This window comes from Ruegeria sp. BC3 (genome assembly GCF_056539265.1).
Map to the genome: position 1 here is coordinate 260,839 of NZ_JBQFUP010000004.1, position 14,685 is coordinate 275,523.

The 14,685-nt window shown below is 58.7% G+C and carries 15 protein-coding genes; 4 read left to right on the forward strand and 11 right to left on the reverse strand.

The window, feature by feature from the left end; all coding sequences use genetic code 11:
- Positions 1-121 precede the first annotated feature (121 nt).
- Complete coding sequence (locus ACR0MV_RS13245) at positions 122-652, forward strand: hypothetical protein (RefSeq protein ID WP_170426931.1); 531 nt, start codon at positions 122-124, stop codon at positions 650-652.
- 50 nt (positions 653-702) lie between these two features.
- Here ACR0MV_RS13245 and ACR0MV_RS13250 read toward each other — a convergent pair whose 3' ends face one another.
- From ACR0MV_RS13250 to pgsA, 3 genes are read right to left on the reverse strand one after another with little or no spacing between them, the layout of a single operon-like run.
- Positions 703-1,146, reverse strand: coding sequence for a molybdenum cofactor biosynthesis protein MoaE (locus ACR0MV_RS13250; protein WP_170426930.1), 444 nt, complete (start codon positions 1,144-1,146; stop codon positions 703-705).
- A 3-nt stretch (positions 1,147-1,149) separates the two neighbouring features.
- Entirely contained in the window at positions 1,150-1,395 is a 246-nt protein-coding gene (gene moaD, locus ACR0MV_RS13255) for a molybdopterin converting factor subunit 1 (protein ID WP_170426929.1), read from the reverse strand.
- Positions 1,396-1,398: 3 nt separating this feature from the next.
- Positions 1,399-2,067 (reverse strand): CDP-diacylglycerol--glycerol-3-phosphate 3-phosphatidyltransferase, encoded by a 669-nt coding sequence (gene pgsA / locus ACR0MV_RS13260; RefSeq protein ID WP_480702414.1) that lies wholly within the window; start codon positions 2,065-2,067, stop codon positions 1,399-1,401.
- Between the two features lie 175 nt (positions 2,068-2,242).
- On the opposite strand from pgsA, the gene ACR0MV_RS13265 reads away from it, so the two are divergent.
- Positions 2,243-3,127: a DMT family transporter gene (locus ACR0MV_RS13265; RefSeq protein ID WP_480702562.1), complete on the forward strand. Its 885-nt coding sequence runs from the start codon at positions 2,243-2,245 to the stop codon at positions 3,125-3,127.
- On the opposite strand, the gene uvrC is transcribed toward ACR0MV_RS13265, so the two are convergent.
- From uvrC to ACR0MV_RS13300, 7 genes are all read right to left on the reverse strand, one after another.
- Positions 3,124-4,998, reverse strand: a complete 1,875-nt coding sequence (gene uvrC, locus ACR0MV_RS13270; RefSeq protein ID WP_170426927.1) for an excinuclease ABC subunit UvrC — start codon at positions 4,996-4,998, stop codon at positions 3,124-3,126. The genes ACR0MV_RS13265 and uvrC overlap by 4 nt on opposite strands.
- A 290-nt stretch (positions 4,999-5,288) precedes the next feature.
- The gene (locus ACR0MV_RS13275) at positions 5,289-6,068 is read right to left on the reverse strand and encodes an SDR family oxidoreductase (RefSeq protein WP_170426926.1); all 780 of its coding nucleotides are present in this window, start codon (positions 6,066-6,068) and stop codon (positions 5,289-5,291) included.
- Between the two features lie 21 nt (positions 6,069-6,089).
- Positions 6,090-7,052 (reverse strand): calcium/sodium antiporter, encoded by a 963-nt coding sequence (locus ACR0MV_RS13280; protein WP_170426925.1) that lies wholly within the window; start codon positions 7,050-7,052, stop codon positions 6,090-6,092.
- A gap of 168 nt (positions 7,053-7,220) precedes the next feature.
- Positions 7,221-8,018 (reverse strand): S49 family peptidase, encoded by a 798-nt coding sequence (locus ACR0MV_RS13285; RefSeq protein ID WP_170469341.1) that lies wholly within the window; start codon positions 8,016-8,018, stop codon positions 7,221-7,223.
- Positions 8,019-8,138: 120 nt separating this feature from the next.
- Positions 8,139-8,900 (reverse strand): ABC transporter permease, encoded by a 762-nt coding sequence (locus ACR0MV_RS13290; RefSeq protein ID WP_170426924.1) that lies wholly within the window; start codon positions 8,898-8,900, stop codon positions 8,139-8,141.
- A complete protein-coding gene (locus ACR0MV_RS13295; RefSeq protein WP_170426923.1) occupies positions 8,897-9,826 on the reverse strand; it encodes an ABC transporter ATP-binding protein in 930 nt (309 codons plus the stop codon). Before ACR0MV_RS13295 ends, ACR0MV_RS13290 begins: the two co-directional genes overlap by 4 nt.
- A 101-nt stretch (positions 9,827-9,927) precedes the next feature.
- On the reverse strand, positions 9,928-11,193 hold the full coding sequence (locus ACR0MV_RS13300) for a TAXI family TRAP transporter solute-binding subunit (protein ID WP_170426922.1): 1,266 nt from the start codon (positions 11,191-11,193) through the stop codon (positions 9,928-9,930).
- A 123-nt stretch (positions 11,194-11,316) separates the two neighbouring features.
- On the opposite strand from ACR0MV_RS13300, the gene ACR0MV_RS13305 reads away from it, so the two are divergent.
- The gene (locus ACR0MV_RS13305) at positions 11,317-12,426 is read left to right on the forward strand and encodes a CaiB/BaiF CoA transferase family protein (protein ID WP_480702415.1); all 1,110 of its coding nucleotides are present in this window, start codon (positions 11,317-11,319) and stop codon (positions 12,424-12,426) included.
- Between the two features lie 47 nt (positions 12,427-12,473).
- Here the strand turns inward: ACR0MV_RS13305 and hemE are convergent, their stop codons facing one another.
- On the reverse strand, positions 12,474-13,517 hold the full coding sequence (gene hemE, locus ACR0MV_RS13310; RefSeq protein WP_480702416.1) for a uroporphyrinogen decarboxylase: 1,044 nt from the start codon (positions 13,515-13,517) through the stop codon (positions 12,474-12,476).
- 107 nt (positions 13,518-13,624) lie between these two features.
- Here hemE and hemC point away from each other — a divergent pair, with 107 nt between their 5' ends.
- Positions 13,625-14,584 (forward strand): hydroxymethylbilane synthase, encoded by a 960-nt coding sequence (gene hemC, locus ACR0MV_RS13315; RefSeq protein ID WP_480702417.1) that lies wholly within the window; start codon positions 13,625-13,627, stop codon positions 14,582-14,584.
- Positions 14,585-14,685 lie beyond the last annotated feature (101 nt).

The following is a 14,685-nucleotide window of genomic DNA, read 5'->3' on the forward strand; positions in this document are numbered from 1 at the left end:
GGCACAAATTGGCCGATCGCATACACATGCCTTCATTTACCTCAATAAATTCAATATTCTGAATTGGTGCATTTTTGCCTGCACACATCACTGTCCACTATCAAGAAACTTGGAGTGTACTATGAATTTCAAACTATCAATACTGACCGCCGCAACACTTAGCGCTTTCACAGCATCTGCCGTACTGGCGTCGAGTGACGTGATCCCCTCAGAGAACGACACATTCACCAACTGGGGTGAAGAGTCCGGATGGACCATTTTTGTGGATGACACACGTGGCTCCTGCCTGATCGAGCGTGTTGACGCAAATGGAAACGTTGTACAAATGGGCCTGACCAAAGATCAGGAAATGGGCTACCTCGGCGTATTCACCCAAAATGACATCGGCCTGAAGGGCAAGAAGGAAAAGATTTTCCTGTCGCTTGACGGCAATGTCTATGAAGCCGAAGCGCACAAGAAGACCAAGCATCTGGCCGAAGGGTATACCGGTGGCTACATCCTTGCGAACAACGCGCAGTTTGTGGACGACGTCATGAACAAATACGAAATGACTGTGTTCCCGGAAAAAGAGTTCGCGTTCACCGTAAGCCTGGATGGCACCAAGAAAGCCATCGAAGCAGCACGGCAGTGCAACACAGAACAAAACGCCTAGTCTGCATTAGGCAAACCCGGCACCTGTTGACCCGGTGCCGGGTACCGCGCCTACCAGCGGGTCAGCGCATCTTCGTCTTCGTCTTTGGCATCAACCCATTCCGCGCCGGATGAAGTAATCTCTTTCTTCCAGAACGGGGCGCGGGATTTCAGGTAATCCATCAGGTATTCAGCCGCCTCAAATGCGTCCTTGCGGTGTCGCGCGGCCGTCGCGACCATCATGATCCGATCACCGGGGGCCAGCCGGCCGTGGCGATGGATCACCAGGACATCTCCCAGAGACCAGCGTTCCTGCGCCTCTTGCGCGATCTTGGTAAGCGCCCTCTCAGTCATTCCGGGGTAATGCTCGATTTCCATCACATCCAGATCACCGGATGCCAGATCGCGCACGACGCCCGTAAAGGTCACGATGGCACCGTTCGCATCGTCTCCGGCGGCAAAGGCATTAGCCTCAGCGCCCAGATCGAACGGTTGTTCCTGAACCGCGATGCGCATGCGTCAGCCGCCGGTCATTGGTGGGAAAAAGGCCACTTCGCGCACACCCGCAAGCGGCGCGTCGAAATCGGACAGCTCCTGATCCAGTGCCACGCGCAAGGCCGACAGGTCTTCAAAGGCGGCGGCATAGCGGTCTTCGCGCGCGCTCAGCTCGGCGACAAGGTCGGATACGGTTGCGGCCTCGGTCTCGATCCGCTCTTTCGGCAGACCGATGCGTTCACGCACCCAGGCGAAATACAGCACATCCATCCTTTAGCTCTCCTTCAGGTGGGGCATAGCTTTACTTAGGTAGTCATAGCCGGTGATCAATGTCAGCGCCGCAGCAATCCACAGCAGCCACAGCCCAATCCGGCCTGCCCAGAACATCCCCTCCAGATGCCAGCGCATGTGGTTGATATCCTCCAGCTGGCCGGTCAGCACCAGATCCATTTTGGCAGCATCCATGCCGAAGGTGGACATCACAAAATAGTGCTCGAATATCCCCTGCGAAAACAGGACGGCAATCGCCACCATCTGCGCGGTCGTTTTCCACTTAGCCAGTTTCGTGACCTTGAGCGTGCCGGCCGTATCGCCCAGATATTCACGCAGGCCCGAAACGAAGACCTCGCGGAACAGGATGACCGTCGCCGGCAGCACTAGCCACGGCGTCCAGTGTTCGGTCGAATAGCCCACCAGGATCATCAGAGCGATTACCACCATCGCCTTGTCCGCGATCGGGTCCAGCATCGCACCAATCTTGGTTTCTTGCTTCCACGCCCGCGCCAAATAGCCGTCGAACCAGTCGGTGATGGCCGCCGACAGGAACAGGATCAGCGCAAACCAATCTGCATAAGGCCGGGTGAAATACAGAAACATAACGGCCAGACCGGGTGCAGCCAACAAGCGCAGGACGGTCAGGATATTCGGCAGGTTCCACTTCATGCTCGGACCCTACAGTGCCGGGGAAGGACAGAAAAGACGGGCCGGAAAAAAACTGCACCGATCACAGGGGCTTGGTCAAAGCGCCGCAGTGTCCCGTGTTCCGGTTATTCACCTTGGCCTTTGGTCCGATTGCCGTCACAGTGCGCGCAATCAGGCCCACCGCGAAATGACCCAGATGACCCCGAACATTCAAACCGACGCACGCTCGAACCTGATTGGCAGCGCATGGATGATTGGCGCGATGGCGTGTTTTGCGCTGGAAGACGCGTTGCTGAAGGCGGCGGCCATCACCTTGCCCATCTGGCAGATTCTGGTTCTGTTCGGAGCGGGTGGGTCGGTGATTTTCGCCTGTGTCGCACTGGCCAGGGGCACTCGCCTGCTGCAACCGGATGTTCTGTCGCCAGCAATGAAAATTCGGGCCGTTTTCGAGATCCTCGGTCGACTGTTTTACATCTTGGCCTTCACGCTGACACCTTTGTCTTCGGCAACCGTGATCCTTCAGGCCACACCGCTGGTGGTCGTCGCCTGTGCAGCCCTGCTGTTTGGCGAAACCGTCGGATGGCGACGATGGAGCGCCATTCTCGTTGGCCTGCTCGGCGTTGCGATCATCATCCAGCCGACCGGAGACATTTTCACCATTCTGTCGCTGCTCGCCGTGCTTGGGATGCTTGGATTTGCCGGGCGTGATCTGGCCAGCCGGGTCGCCCCGGCGAGTCTGAGCACCGAGGTGTTGGGTTTTTATGGCTTTGTCAGCGTGATCGTCGCGGGTGTTGCCTATGGGTTTTGGGAACAAGCCCCGGTCGCGCCGATCAGTCTGAATACCGGCCTGCATGTGACCGGAGCCGTGGTTCTGGGTTCGATCGCCTATGCGTCTCTGATGAAGGCCATGCGGACCGGCGAGGTATCCGCCGTCACCCCATTCCGCTATTCCCGGCTGCTGTTCGGCGTGGCCTTGGGTGTGTTCTTCTTCGGCGAGGATCTGGACCAGACCATGTGGATTGGCAGCGCGCTGATTGTCGCGTCGGGGCTGTACATCCTTTGGCGCGGGCGCAAGGCCTAGCCCTTGTCGTGGAAGAAGTCGTAAACCTTCTGCGCCAGCCCCGCTGAAATCCCTTCGACTGCTTTCAGATCCGCCAGATTCGCCCGGCTGACGGCTTTGGCGCTGCCGAAATGCGCCAGCAGGGCACGCTTGCGTGCGGCCCCAACACCGGGAATTTCATCCAAAGGTGTCGCGCCCACAGCCTTGGCCCGCTTCGCGCGGTGCGTGCCGATGGCAAAGCGGTGCGCCTCGTCCCGCAGGCGCTGAATGAAGTAGAGTACCGGATCATTGCGCTTGAGCGCAAAAGGGCGCTGTCCGGTACGGTGAAACTCTTCCTTGCCGTGATCACGGTCGACCCCTTTGGCGACACCGACCATTGGGATGTCTTCTACGCCGTATTCGACCATGATCTCATGCACAGCGCTCACCTGCCCCGCGCCACCGTCAATCAGCAACAGGTCGGGCCAATGCCCTTTGTCCCGGTCAGGGTCTTCTTTTTGCAGACGAGTGAACCGCCGGGTCAGAACCTCTTTCATCATGCCAAAGTCATCACCCGGGGTCAGGTCGTCGCCGCGAATGTTGAACTTGCGATAGGCGTTCTTCACAAAACCATCGGGGCCTGCCACGATCATCCCACCAACGGCATTCGTCCCTTGAATGTGCGAGTTGTCGTAAACCTCGATCCGGTTCGGCGGGCTATCCAGATCAAACGCCTCGGCCACGCCGCGCAGCAATTTGGCCTGTGTCGCGCTTTCCGACATACGACGCGCCAGAGATTCCCGTGCGTTGCGCAGCGCCCCGGCGATCAGTTCCTGTTTCTCGCCACGTTGCGGGACAAGGATTTCAACCTTGCGCCCTGCCTTCTCGCTCAGCGCCTCTTGCATCAGATCTGCGTTTTCAATTGCGTCCGAAAGGATCAACTGCCGCGGAGGTTCCTTGTTGTCGTAAAACTGACCAAGGAACGCCTCCATTGCTTCGGCCGGAGACACATCTGCACCGACCCGAGGATAGAAATCCTTGTTGCCCCAGTTCTGGTTCGCTCGGATGAAAAACACCTGAACACAGGCCTGCCCGCTGTCCATATAGAGGCCGATCACGTCCGCCTCAGTCACACCGCGCGGGTTGATGCCCTGCGAGGTCTGCACCTGCGTCAGCGCGCGAATTCGGTCGCGCAGCCCGGCGGCGCGCTCGAACTCCATCGCCTCGGATGCGGCCATCATCTGCTCGGCCAGCTCTTCCTGCACTTTGGTCGAGCGGCCGGACAGGAACCGTTCTGCATCTTTGACGCTTTCAAGATAATCCGCCTCGGAAATCAGCCCGACACACGGCCCCGAACACCGCTTGATTTGATAGAGCAGGCAAGGCCGCGTACGGCTGTCGAACATCGAGTCCGAGCAGTTCCGAAGCAGGAACGCTTTCTGCAGCTGGTTCAGCGTCCGGTTCACCGCTCCTGCGCTGGCGAAGGGGCCGAAATACGCCCCCTTTTCTTTCTTCGCACCGCGGTGTTTCTTGATCTGCGGAAAGGCATGATCTTTGGCGACCAAAATATTGGGAAAGCTTTTGTCGTCGCGCAGCAGCACATTGTACTTGGGCTTGAGCTGCTTGATCAGGTTCTGTTCCAGCAGCAGCGCCTCGGTCTCGGTCCGGGTGGTCAGGAACATCATCGACGCTGTCGCGGCGATCATCCGTTCGATCCGCCCCGAGTGACCAGGCCGCGCGTAGTTCGACACTCGTGCCTTCAAATTCCGTGCCTTGCCCACGTACAGAACCCGGCTGTCCGCATCTAACATCCGGTACACACCCGGCGAACTGTCCAGCGTTTTCACATAGCGCTGGATGCAGGCATAGCCGGTCAGTTGTGTCTCAGAGGTCGGGTCGCTGTCTGTGGTCATTTGCCTGAAATATGATTCTCTGACTATGGCTGCAATCTTGTCGGTCTCAGTTCAAGAGAAAACAAATCCACGGTTTCTGTGGATAAGTGTGAAGATAAGTTTCTCAGGGTGTCGATTTTCCCTTGTATACATAGGCATTCCTTGAGTTGCACAAAAAATAGGCGCATAAATAACCTTTTGATTTTGAACAAAATTTTTTCGTACACATGGCAAGTGTATGAAAAAAAAGACAATTTTGTAACGCGCACGTAACGGAAACGAGAGCGGTGCAAAACTTGCAGCAGTTATGCTTATTCAACCCCCAGAACATCCGGGGTTTTCCACCCAAGATGCTGGCCTCCATCGACGCACAAAAGCTGCCCGGTGACCGCGTGCGCATCCAGAAAATAGCCCAAAGCAGCCGTGATATCCGATGGGTTGGAGCCGCGCTCAAGCACTGTATTCGCGCGCTGCGTCTTGAAGTGTTCTTCGCTTTGCCTGTGGCCCTGCATGGTCGGTCCCGGCCCAATGGCGTTGACCCGGATCGCTGGTGTCAGGGCCTGCGCCGCAGTTCGGGTCAGCGCCCACAAACCCATCTTGGCAATCGTGTAGGTCATGAATTCCGGCGTCAGCTTACGTACCCGCATGTCGACCATGTTGACGATCAGACCCGTCGCTACAGGTTCGCCTGCCTCGTCGGTATCTGGTTTCAACCCCTGCTCAGCCATGGCCTGCGTCAAGACAAAAGGTGCGCGCAAGTTGCTGTCCAGGTGGCGGTCCCAGCTTTGGCGCGTCGCAGTGTGGATGTTGTCGTATTCAAAGATGGATGCGTTGTTCACCAGACAAGTGATCGGTCCACCCAACGCCTCGGCCGCGCGGGGTAGCAGAGCCTGCACCTGTGTCTCGTCCAACAGGTCGGCCTGCAGGGCGACCGCTTTGCGCCCCAGCGCCTGCACCTCGGCCACGGTCTCTGACGCCGGTTGTTCAGAGGTCGCATAATGCACAGCGACATCATATCCCCGCTGCGCCAGATACAGGGCCATTGCCCGGCCCAGACGAATTCCAGCACCGGTTACCAATGCACGGGCCATGCCTATCCCCTTACTCCAAGATTACGCCAGCAATGAGACGATGTAGACCCCGTACAGCAGGGTCAACACCAAGCCCCACCCACGCGTGATATCTTTTTTGAAAAACACGAACGGGATCAACAGCAGCGACGCGCCAAGCATGACCCAAAGGTCGAAATGCAGGAACTCTGGATCCACGGGAATGCGGCCGAACAGCGTTGCAATGCCGACGATGGCCAGCAGGTTGAACATATTCGACCCGATCACATTGCCCAGCGCCACATCGGCCTGCCTGCGCAAAGCCGCCATGACTGTTGTGGCCAGTTCCGGCAGCGACGTTCCGACCGCGACCAGGGTCAGGCCGATTACGGTTTCGCTGACACCGTAGGTGCGCGCGATGACCGTTGCGTTGTCGACCAGCAAATGCGCGCCCATGGGCAGGCCGATCAGGCCAAGGACCAGATAGATCGACAGCTTCCAATATGGCATGTCTGGATCGGCCTCCTCCAGACCTTCCAGTTCGTCATCCTCGGCACAGGCGTCGCCACAAGCTTTGCGATGCGCATGGGCCTCGCGGAATGCGTTGAACAGAACCAACGCCAAAGCCGCCAAAAGAATTGCACCACTGGTCAGATTGAACACACCACAGAAGGCCAACCCGATGAACAAAACAGTGGCCAGCAGCATAAAGACATAGTTCTTACGACTGTCGCACTCGCTTGTGTGCAGCGTGGCAAGCAACGCCGGCACACCCAGAACCAACAGGATGTTTGCTGTGTTCGAACCCACGACGTTCCCCAGCGCGATCCCCGGCGCGTTTTCCTTGATCGCGCTGATCGCGATCAGCAGCTCGGGGGCCGAGGTACCAAAAGCCACGATGGTCAGGCTGACGATAAGGGCCGGTACGCCCAGACGCAGGCTCAGGTTTACTGCGCCGCGCACCAATGCATCCCCTGCCAGCAGCAGGATCAACAATCCAAGGCCGGATAACAGCCATGCCGTCATGTACGGCCTCCTTTTTCGCAGGCACAGGGGCCTTTACCGATCCTGAACCGTCCGCAGCGCGGACATCTTGCAGATTGCAGCCTTTTTTGTCCCGGAAAGCGCAGCTTGCCGAACATCGCCAAGACACCCATGGCAATCAGGAAAAGGGTGACAATCTTGATAATCACGTCACAAACCAAAGCGCGCGAAGGCTGCGCGCTCCTCAATGCCGGTGATAGCGTCCTGGGCCAGCGAGGCCCCGAAGCGCGACCAGATCGGTTTGCGCAGGCCATAGCGGCGGAACTTGACCTTGTCGCCAAAACGTTCCTGCAGTTTCGGCTTCAGATGTGCGACGCCCTCAATCAGGCCTAGTTCCTGCGCGCGTTTGGCCAGCCAGACCTCGCCCGTGAACAAGTCCGCACTTTGGTCCAGCTTGTCCCCGCGGCGGGTTTTGACGTGGTTGATAAAGTTTTCATGGATATCGCCAAGCAGACCCTGCAACCGCGCGACATCTTCTTCTTTCTCGGGCGAGAACGGGTCGAGCATGGACTTCGATTTGCCCGCTGTGTGTACGCGCCGTTCGATCCCCTGACGCGCCAGAAACACATGCGCACCAAACCCAGCCGAGATTACGCCGATCGACCCCAGAACCGAGCTGTCGTCGGCCCAGATTTCATCGGCGGCCGCAGCCAGCCAGTACCCGCCAGATGCCGCGACATCCTCGACAAAGGCGATGACCGGCACATCAAGTTCTTCTGACAGCCGCCGGATGCGCGCCCCGATCAAAGAGCTTTGGACCGGCGAACCGCCGGGCGAATTGATCTCAAGCGCCACAGCGGCGGGTTTGCCTTTGCGAAACGCCTTTTCCAGAACGGGGGCCAGCGCGGTGTCGTTTAACGACCCACGCCCCGCCATTCCGATGGCGCCCGACAGACGGACCACGGCCACAAGGGGCTGTTTTTTGACAAACGGCAGGCTGAGTTTCATGGGTGCCGATGTAGAGTGCGGGTCTGCGCGAAACAAGGGACCGTTCCGGCCTAATACGCGACGTGAACTAAATTCCCACACATGGAGGGCAAAAATGCAACGCACCCTGCGGCCCGCGCTCTAGCTGCGAATGCGCCAACCTGTTTTGAAGATCCAGCCAATCACAGCCAGACACAAACCGGTGAAGGCCAAAATCGCCAGCAGGCTCAGACCGATCGGAACATCCGCCAAGCCATAAAAAGACCAACGAAACCCGGAGATCAAATAGACGACCGGATTGAACAGCGAAATCGTTTGCCACACCGGCGGCAGCATCGAGATCGAGTAGAACGTGCCCCCTAGAAAGATCAGTGGCGTGACGACCAGCTGAGGAACCAGGGACATCTGTTCAAAGTTGCTGGCCCAGATGCCGATGATAAATCCCAACAAAGAAAAGCTGAGGCAAGAGAGGATCAGGAAAGCAGCCATCGCAAAGGGGTGTTCGATCCTTATGTCCACAAAGAATGTGGCCGTCACAAGGATCACCAACCCAACGAACAAGGACTTCGTTGCAGCGGCCCCAACGTAGCCGATGACGATCTCGATGAAATTCACGGGCGCGGACAGCAGCTCATAAATCGTGCCCAGAAACTTGGGGAAGTAGATTCCGAACGACGCGTTCGAAATCGCCAGCATCACGACTGACAGCATGATCAGGCCGGGCACGATAAACGCGCCGTAGGACACGCCCTCAACCTCTTGGATGCGGCTGCCAATCGCGGTGCCAAAGACCACGAAATACAACGAGGTCGACAGGACCGGCGACAAAAAGCTCTGCGCCAGGGTTCGGAAGAACCGGGCCATCTCGAACCGATAGATTGCGGCAACGGCGGACCAGTTCATGCGGGTTCTCCCGATACCAGATTCACGAATATCTCTTCCAGACTCGACTGCCGGGTTTGCACGTCGCGCAACACCAGCCCGGCCTGCGCAACATCGTTCAACAATGTGGTGATCCCGGTGCGATCCGCGTGTGTGTCATAGGTATAGACCAGCGCATCACCGTTACCGTTCAGTGTCAGATTGTGCGCCGCCAGACTATCGGGAATGGCCTGAATGGGCTCGGTTAGCATGACCTCGATCTGCTTCTTGCCCATCTGGGCCATCAGGGTGTCTTTGTCCTGCACAAGCAGCAGCTCGCCCTTGTCGATCACACCGATCCGGTCGGCGATCGCCTCAGCCTCTTCGATGTAGTGTGTTGTCAGAATAATCGTGACCCCGGCCTGTTTCAGCTCGGCCACAATCTCCCACATATCCTTGCGCAGTTCGACATCCACCCCTGCGGTCGGCTCATCCAGAAACAGCACACGCGGCTCATGCGCCAGAGCTTTGGCGATCAGCACCCGGCGCTTCATGCCCCCGGACAGCTCTTTGATCGCGTTTTTGCGTTTGTCCCAAAGCGACAGCTTACGCAATATCTCTTCGATCCGTGCATTGTCGCTGCCATATCCGAACAGCCCACGCGAGAAGCGTACTGTGTTCCAAACCTTCTCGAACGGCTCCAAAGCGATTTCCTGCGGCACCAGACCGATCATCCGACGCGCGGCGCGATACTCGGTCTGGATGTCGTGTCCACCGACGGTCACAGAACCCGAGGTCGGCGTCGTGATGCCGCAAATGGTCGAGATCAACGTGGTCTTGCCGGCCCCGTTCGGCCCAAGCAGCGCCAGAATCTCGCCCTGCTCGATATCCAGCGTCACGCCTTTCAGCGCCTCGAATCCGTCGGCGTAGGACTTGCGTAATTCCTTGATGGACAGAATGGTTGTCATGCACGTTCCCTGTTCTGGCGGGCACACTACCCCGGCAGATCGGCGCAGAACAGGTCAATTCCGCACAGAGTTCTGCGCTTTTTTGTGGGTAACATGCTGCGTCAGGTGCGGGCGTGCTGCTGCATCTCGGCGATCCGCTTTTGCACAAGCTCCACATGCAGGCGGGCGTCGTATTGCCCTTGCCGATAGGCCGCAGGCAGCCGAAGCGTCGCCAGCCGTTCGTCCAAAGCGCTCAGATGCGACTGCATGTCCTGCAAGGCGTCAGCGTCAGGATCATTGGCCAGTTCCTGTTCGATATCTCGGATCTCAGGGTAATGCTGCCAGACCCGCCACCGCATCGCGTAGGCATAGGCCAACGGCAACAGCCGCATCAGAGGCACAACGATGAAAAAGAACGGCAGCAACAGCAACAACACCCGATTGATCTGTGCCGCAATCCAATAGGGCAGCCAGTTGTGCCAGGTCGACGGACCGTCGAGGATCAGCTGCCGCGCCGTATTGCTGACGACCATCCCGGCACCTTCAAGGTTCGGAAACGCGCCAGGATCGGCGAGAATACCGCGCGTGCTGTGCAGCTCGATCGCGGCCATGGTCAGCCTGTTGATCAGCGCAGGATGCAGGTCTGGCCGCACGACCAGACGGGCCTCAAGTGCGATCAGGTCCACCGGCCGGGGCGGCAAAACCGGATCAAGGGACATGCCCCCGGCCGGGACTGTCACCACCGTCGCGTATTCCAACCTGCGCGAGATCGCCTGAACATGATCCAGCGCCAGCACCCGCAGCCCCGGCTCGTCATAGGCCGCTTTCAGGTACGGTGCCTCAATCGGCGCGACAAAAACGGCGATATCCAACTCTCCGGCCAGCAAAGCCGCTGCTGCATCGGCATAAGGGATTGAAGCATGCGTATTCTGTGCCTCACTCAACCCCACCGCTTTTTCGAAATCACGAAACGCCGCTGCGGTACCGGACCCCGGCGCGCCGCTGTTTATCCGTAAACCAGTCCAAAGCGCCGGGTTGCGCGGAATATCTGCATCAGCGTTCACTAGAAAAATGATGGGTTCAAAAAACACGGCCCCAACAGCTTCGGCCTTTCCCGGATCAACCCGGATACCACCCTGCAGAAAAGCCGCATCCACCTGTCCCGTATTCAGCAACTCGGCATTCTCAACCGACCCTGCGGTATCCACGATATCCAACTGCAGATCGTCGCGCGCCAGAATCGCCGCATAGTCCTGAGCGACCGTTTCATAGGCCCCACCCACTGGTCCAGCCGCCAACAGCAAACTGCCCGGCGGATGCAAGCGCGCAAGCACACCCACAACCACAGCCAGCGCAACGGCGCCCCCGAAAAGGATCCACAACCGCATCCGAGCCTCGCTCTCCATCCCGCGTTAGACGCTAAGGATTGCGTGACCATCTGACAAGACAGCAGAATCCAGCCTTGCATTTCCAAGCCATCCCCGAAAACCTGCGCCGAAAGGAGGAACCCTATGCTCAACGGAATTCGGATCATAGAGGTCGAGGGCTTGGGACCAGGCCCATTCGCGGCGATGCTACTGGCGGATCTGGGCGCAGATGTCGTCACGATCCACCGCAAAGGGCAACACGCCGCGCCGGGCATGCCGGAACAATCCGTACTGGATCGTGGCAAACGTTCAATCGATCTGGACCTCAAAGATGCCGCCGATCTGGACATCGCCCGTCGCCTGATTGCCTCAGCCGATGCCCTGATCGAGGGGTTCCGCCCGGGGGTGATGGAAAAGCTGGGCTTAGGCCCCGAGGCCTTCAGGGGTACCAACCCCCGGCTTGTATATGGTCGCATGACCGGTTGGGGACAGAACAGCCCGCTTTCCGATACGGCTGGCCACGATCTGAACTATATCTCTTTGTCGGGCGCCTTGTGGTATGCCTCCGCCCCCGGCCACCCCCCGCAAACCCCGGCCACACTGGTTGGTGACATTGGCGGTGGCGCGATGTATCTGGTCGCCGGGATATTAGCCGGGATTTTGAACGCCCAGCGAACCGGACAGGGCACTGTTGTTGACGCTGCCATTTATGACGGTTCGGCCCATATGATGAACCTATTGATGAGCCTGCGCCAAACCGGCAACCTCTCCGACGCGCGCGGCGCAAGCCTGCTGGACGGCCCCCATTGGAGCCGCACTTACGTATGCGCAGATCAGGGGTTTGTTTCGGTGCAATGCCTTGAGCCGAAGTTTTACACCGAGTTCCTGCAGAGACTGAACCTCACCGACGATCCCGAGTTTCAAAAACAGTATGTGCCGGCGCTCTGGCCTGCGCTTACGCAGCGACTCGCAGAGATTTTTGCGCAGCACCCCCGTGACCACTGGGCGGACCTGTTCAAGGGCACCGATGCCTGCGTTGCGCCAGTTCTCAGCCCGCAAGAGGCCCAAGCCCACCCCATGAACACCGCACGCAAAACCTGGATCGACCATGACGGCGTGTTTCAGGCCGCAGCCGCCCCGCGTTTTGCGAACCACGAATGGCAGCCCAAGCCCATCCCAAGCCGCGGCGAACACCGACAAGACATTCTGGAGGAGTTGGCCACAAATGCAGCCCCCGCCTCTTCACCTGGCTAAAAATACCTCGGGGTGAATTGGCCGCAGGCCAAGAGGGGCTGGCCCCTCTACCCGTCTCGCCACGACCGCACAGTGTCGATCATCAACTGAACATTTTCAGGATCGGCATCGGGCGTGATCCCATGGCCCAGGTTGAAGATATGCGGCCCCTTAGAGAACGCCTGCACGATGCGCCGCGTCTCATCCACCAGCGCCTGCCCACCCGTCACCATGTGGGACGAAGCCAGATTGCCCTGAACGCAGCCATCCACCTGCACATACTCTGCCGCCCAGTCCGGCGATACAGAGTTGTCCAGTGCTACGCAATCAACGCCAGTGGCCTTGGCAAAACCGACATAGGCGTCGCCCGCCTCACGCGGGAACCCGATCACCGGGATTCCAGGATGGCGTTCCTTGATCGCCTGAGTAATCACTCTGCACGGCTCAACAGCGTATTTTTGAAATGCGTCGCCTTTCAGCGACCCAGCCCAGCTGTCAAAGATTTTGACCACCTCGGCCCCGGCCTCGATCTGGGCCGAAAGATATTCGACCGTCGCCAGCGTAATCCGCTCCAGCAGCGCCTCAAACAGCGCCGTGTTGCCTTCGCGCAGCGCATGGGCGGGTCCCTGATCCGGCGTGCCGCGTCCGGCGATCATATAGGTGGCCACGGTCCAGGGCGCGCCAGCGAACCCGATCAGAGTCGTTTCGGATGGCAATTCGCGCGACAGGATGCGAACCGTCTCATAGACGGGCGACAGGGTTTCATGGATGTCGGCGACGGGTTTCAACGCATCAAATTCTGATTGCTGCGTGATCGTCGACAAACGCGGCCCCTCGCCCGTGACAAACCACAGATCAGCGCCCAGCGCCTGTGGCACCAGCAGGATATCGGCAAACAGGATCGCCGCGTCGAACCCGTATCGGCGGATCGGTTGCAGCGTCACTTCGGCCGCCAGTTCGGGGTTGTAACACAAAGACAGGAAATCGCCGGCCTGCGCACGGGTTGCGCGATACTCGGGCAGATAACGCCCGGCCTGCCGCATCATCCAGATCGGCGGCACATCCTGCACCTCGCCCGCCAGCGCCCGCAGCAGTTTCTTTGTCTCGGCCATCTTTTTCCCCAATCGTCTGGTTTGTCGCAACGGGTCGTGCCTCAGTGGCAATTTGTCAAGCTCTGCCCCCATTGTCAGGGCAATGTGACGCGACTAAAGCTGTGCGTATGACACTGACCCTGCCAACCCCCGCATCACCGCTCAAGATCGGCACTCGTGGCTCACCGCTGGCGCTGGCACAAGCCCATGAAACCCGCGAACGCCTGGGCAAAGCCTTTGATCTGCCCGATGAGGCGTTCGAAATCGTTGTGATCAAAACCACCGGCGATAACCGGGCAATGATCGATGCGGATCGGCCGTTGAAAGAAATTGGCAACAAGGGTCTGTTCACAAAAGAAATCGAAGAGGCACTGCTGAGCGCCGATATCGACATCGCGGTGCATTCCACCAAGGACATGCCGGTCGCACAACCCCACGGGCTGGTGCTGGACACCTTCCTGCCACGCGAAGACGTGCGGGATGCGTTTATCTCACCCAGCCTAAGTTCGATCCACGAGCTTGCCCAAGGGGCCGTGGTGGGAACTTCATCACTGCGGCGGCGGGCGCAATTGCTGAACCGCCGTCCCGATCTGAACGTGGTTGAATTCAGGGGTAATGTGCAGACGCGCCTGAAAAAGTTGTCCGACGGTGTGGCCGACTGCACGTTTCTGGCCATGGCCGGTATCCGACGCCTGAACATGGACGAGGTGCCCGCCACTGCCATTTCAACCGAAGATATGCTGCCCGCCATCGCGCAAGGCACAATCGGCATCGAACGGCGCAGCGACGACACCTGTGCAGGTGAAATGCTCGAAGCAATCCACCATGCGGAAACCCAACAGCGCCTGGCCGCTGAACGCGCCTTGCTGGCGGCGCTGGATGGCTCGTGTGAAACCCCCATTGCGGGTCTGGCCGAGATACAAGACGGCCAACTGCGCCTGCGCGGAGAGGTGCTGCGCCCCGACGGGTCCGAGGCAATCTCTGAAGACGTTACAGGTGCCATCGCAGACGGGTCAGACATGGGCCGCGCCTTGGCGGACTCCCTGCTAAAGCAGGCTGGGCCCGGATTTTTCGACTGGAGAAACTAAAAAAGTTTAAGAAAAGTGAACTACTTCACTGAGGCGACCGTTCGAATAAGGCACAACTGTGTCATACCGATTGAGAAGTCGGGACGGTCTCGAAAAAGTCG

Bases quoted from the DNA above. Each gene is read 5' to 3' on its own strand.
- ACR0MV_RS13245 (WP_170426931.1), top strand. From the start codon at position 122: ATGAATTTCAAACTATCAATACTGACCGCCGCAACACTTAGCGCTTTC.
- ACR0MV_RS13250 (WP_170426930.1), bottom strand. From the start codon at position 1,146: ATGCGCATCGCGGTTCAGGAACAACCGTTCGATCTGGGCGCTGAGGCT.
- moaD (WP_170426929.1), bottom strand. From the start codon at position 1,395: ATGGATGTGCTGTATTTCGCCTGGGTGCGTGAACGCATCGGTCTGCCG.
- pgsA (WP_480702414.1), bottom strand. From the start codon at position 2,067: ATGAAGTGGAACCTGCCGAATATCCTGACCGTCCTGCGCTTGTTGGCT.
- ACR0MV_RS13265 (WP_480702562.1), top strand. From the start codon at position 2,243: ATGACCCCGAACATTCAAACCGACGCACGCTCGAACCTGATTGGCAGC.
- uvrC (WP_170426927.1), bottom strand. From the start codon at position 4,998: ATGACCACAGACAGCGACCCGACCTCTGAGACACAACTGACCGGCTAT.
- ACR0MV_RS13275 (WP_170426926.1), bottom strand. From the start codon at position 6,068: ATGGCCCGTGCATTGGTAACCGGTGCTGGAATTCGTCTGGGCCGGGCA.
- ACR0MV_RS13280 (WP_170426925.1), bottom strand. From the start codon at position 7,052: ATGACGGCATGGCTGTTATCCGGCCTTGGATTGTTGATCCTGCTGCTG.
- ACR0MV_RS13285 (WP_170469341.1), bottom strand. From the start codon at position 8,018: ATGAAACTCAGCCTGCCGTTTGTCAAAAAACAGCCCCTTGTGGCCGTG.
- ACR0MV_RS13290 (WP_170426924.1), bottom strand. From the start codon at position 8,900: ATGAACTGGTCCGCCGTTGCCGCAATCTATCGGTTCGAGATGGCCCGG.
- ACR0MV_RS13295 (WP_170426923.1), bottom strand. From the start codon at position 9,826: ATGACAACCATTCTGTCCATCAAGGAATTACGCAAGTCCTACGCCGAC.
- ACR0MV_RS13300 (WP_170426922.1), bottom strand. From the start codon at position 11,193: ATGCGGTTGTGGATCCTTTTCGGGGGCGCCGTTGCGCTGGCTGTGGTT.
- ACR0MV_RS13305 (WP_480702415.1), top strand. From the start codon at position 11,317: ATGCTCAACGGAATTCGGATCATAGAGGTCGAGGGCTTGGGACCAGGC.
- hemE (WP_480702416.1), bottom strand. From the start codon at position 13,517: ATGGCCGAGACAAAGAAACTGCTGCGGGCGCTGGCGGGCGAGGTGCAG.
- hemC (WP_480702417.1), top strand. From the start codon at position 13,625: ATGACACTGACCCTGCCAACCCCCGCATCACCGCTCAAGATCGGCACT.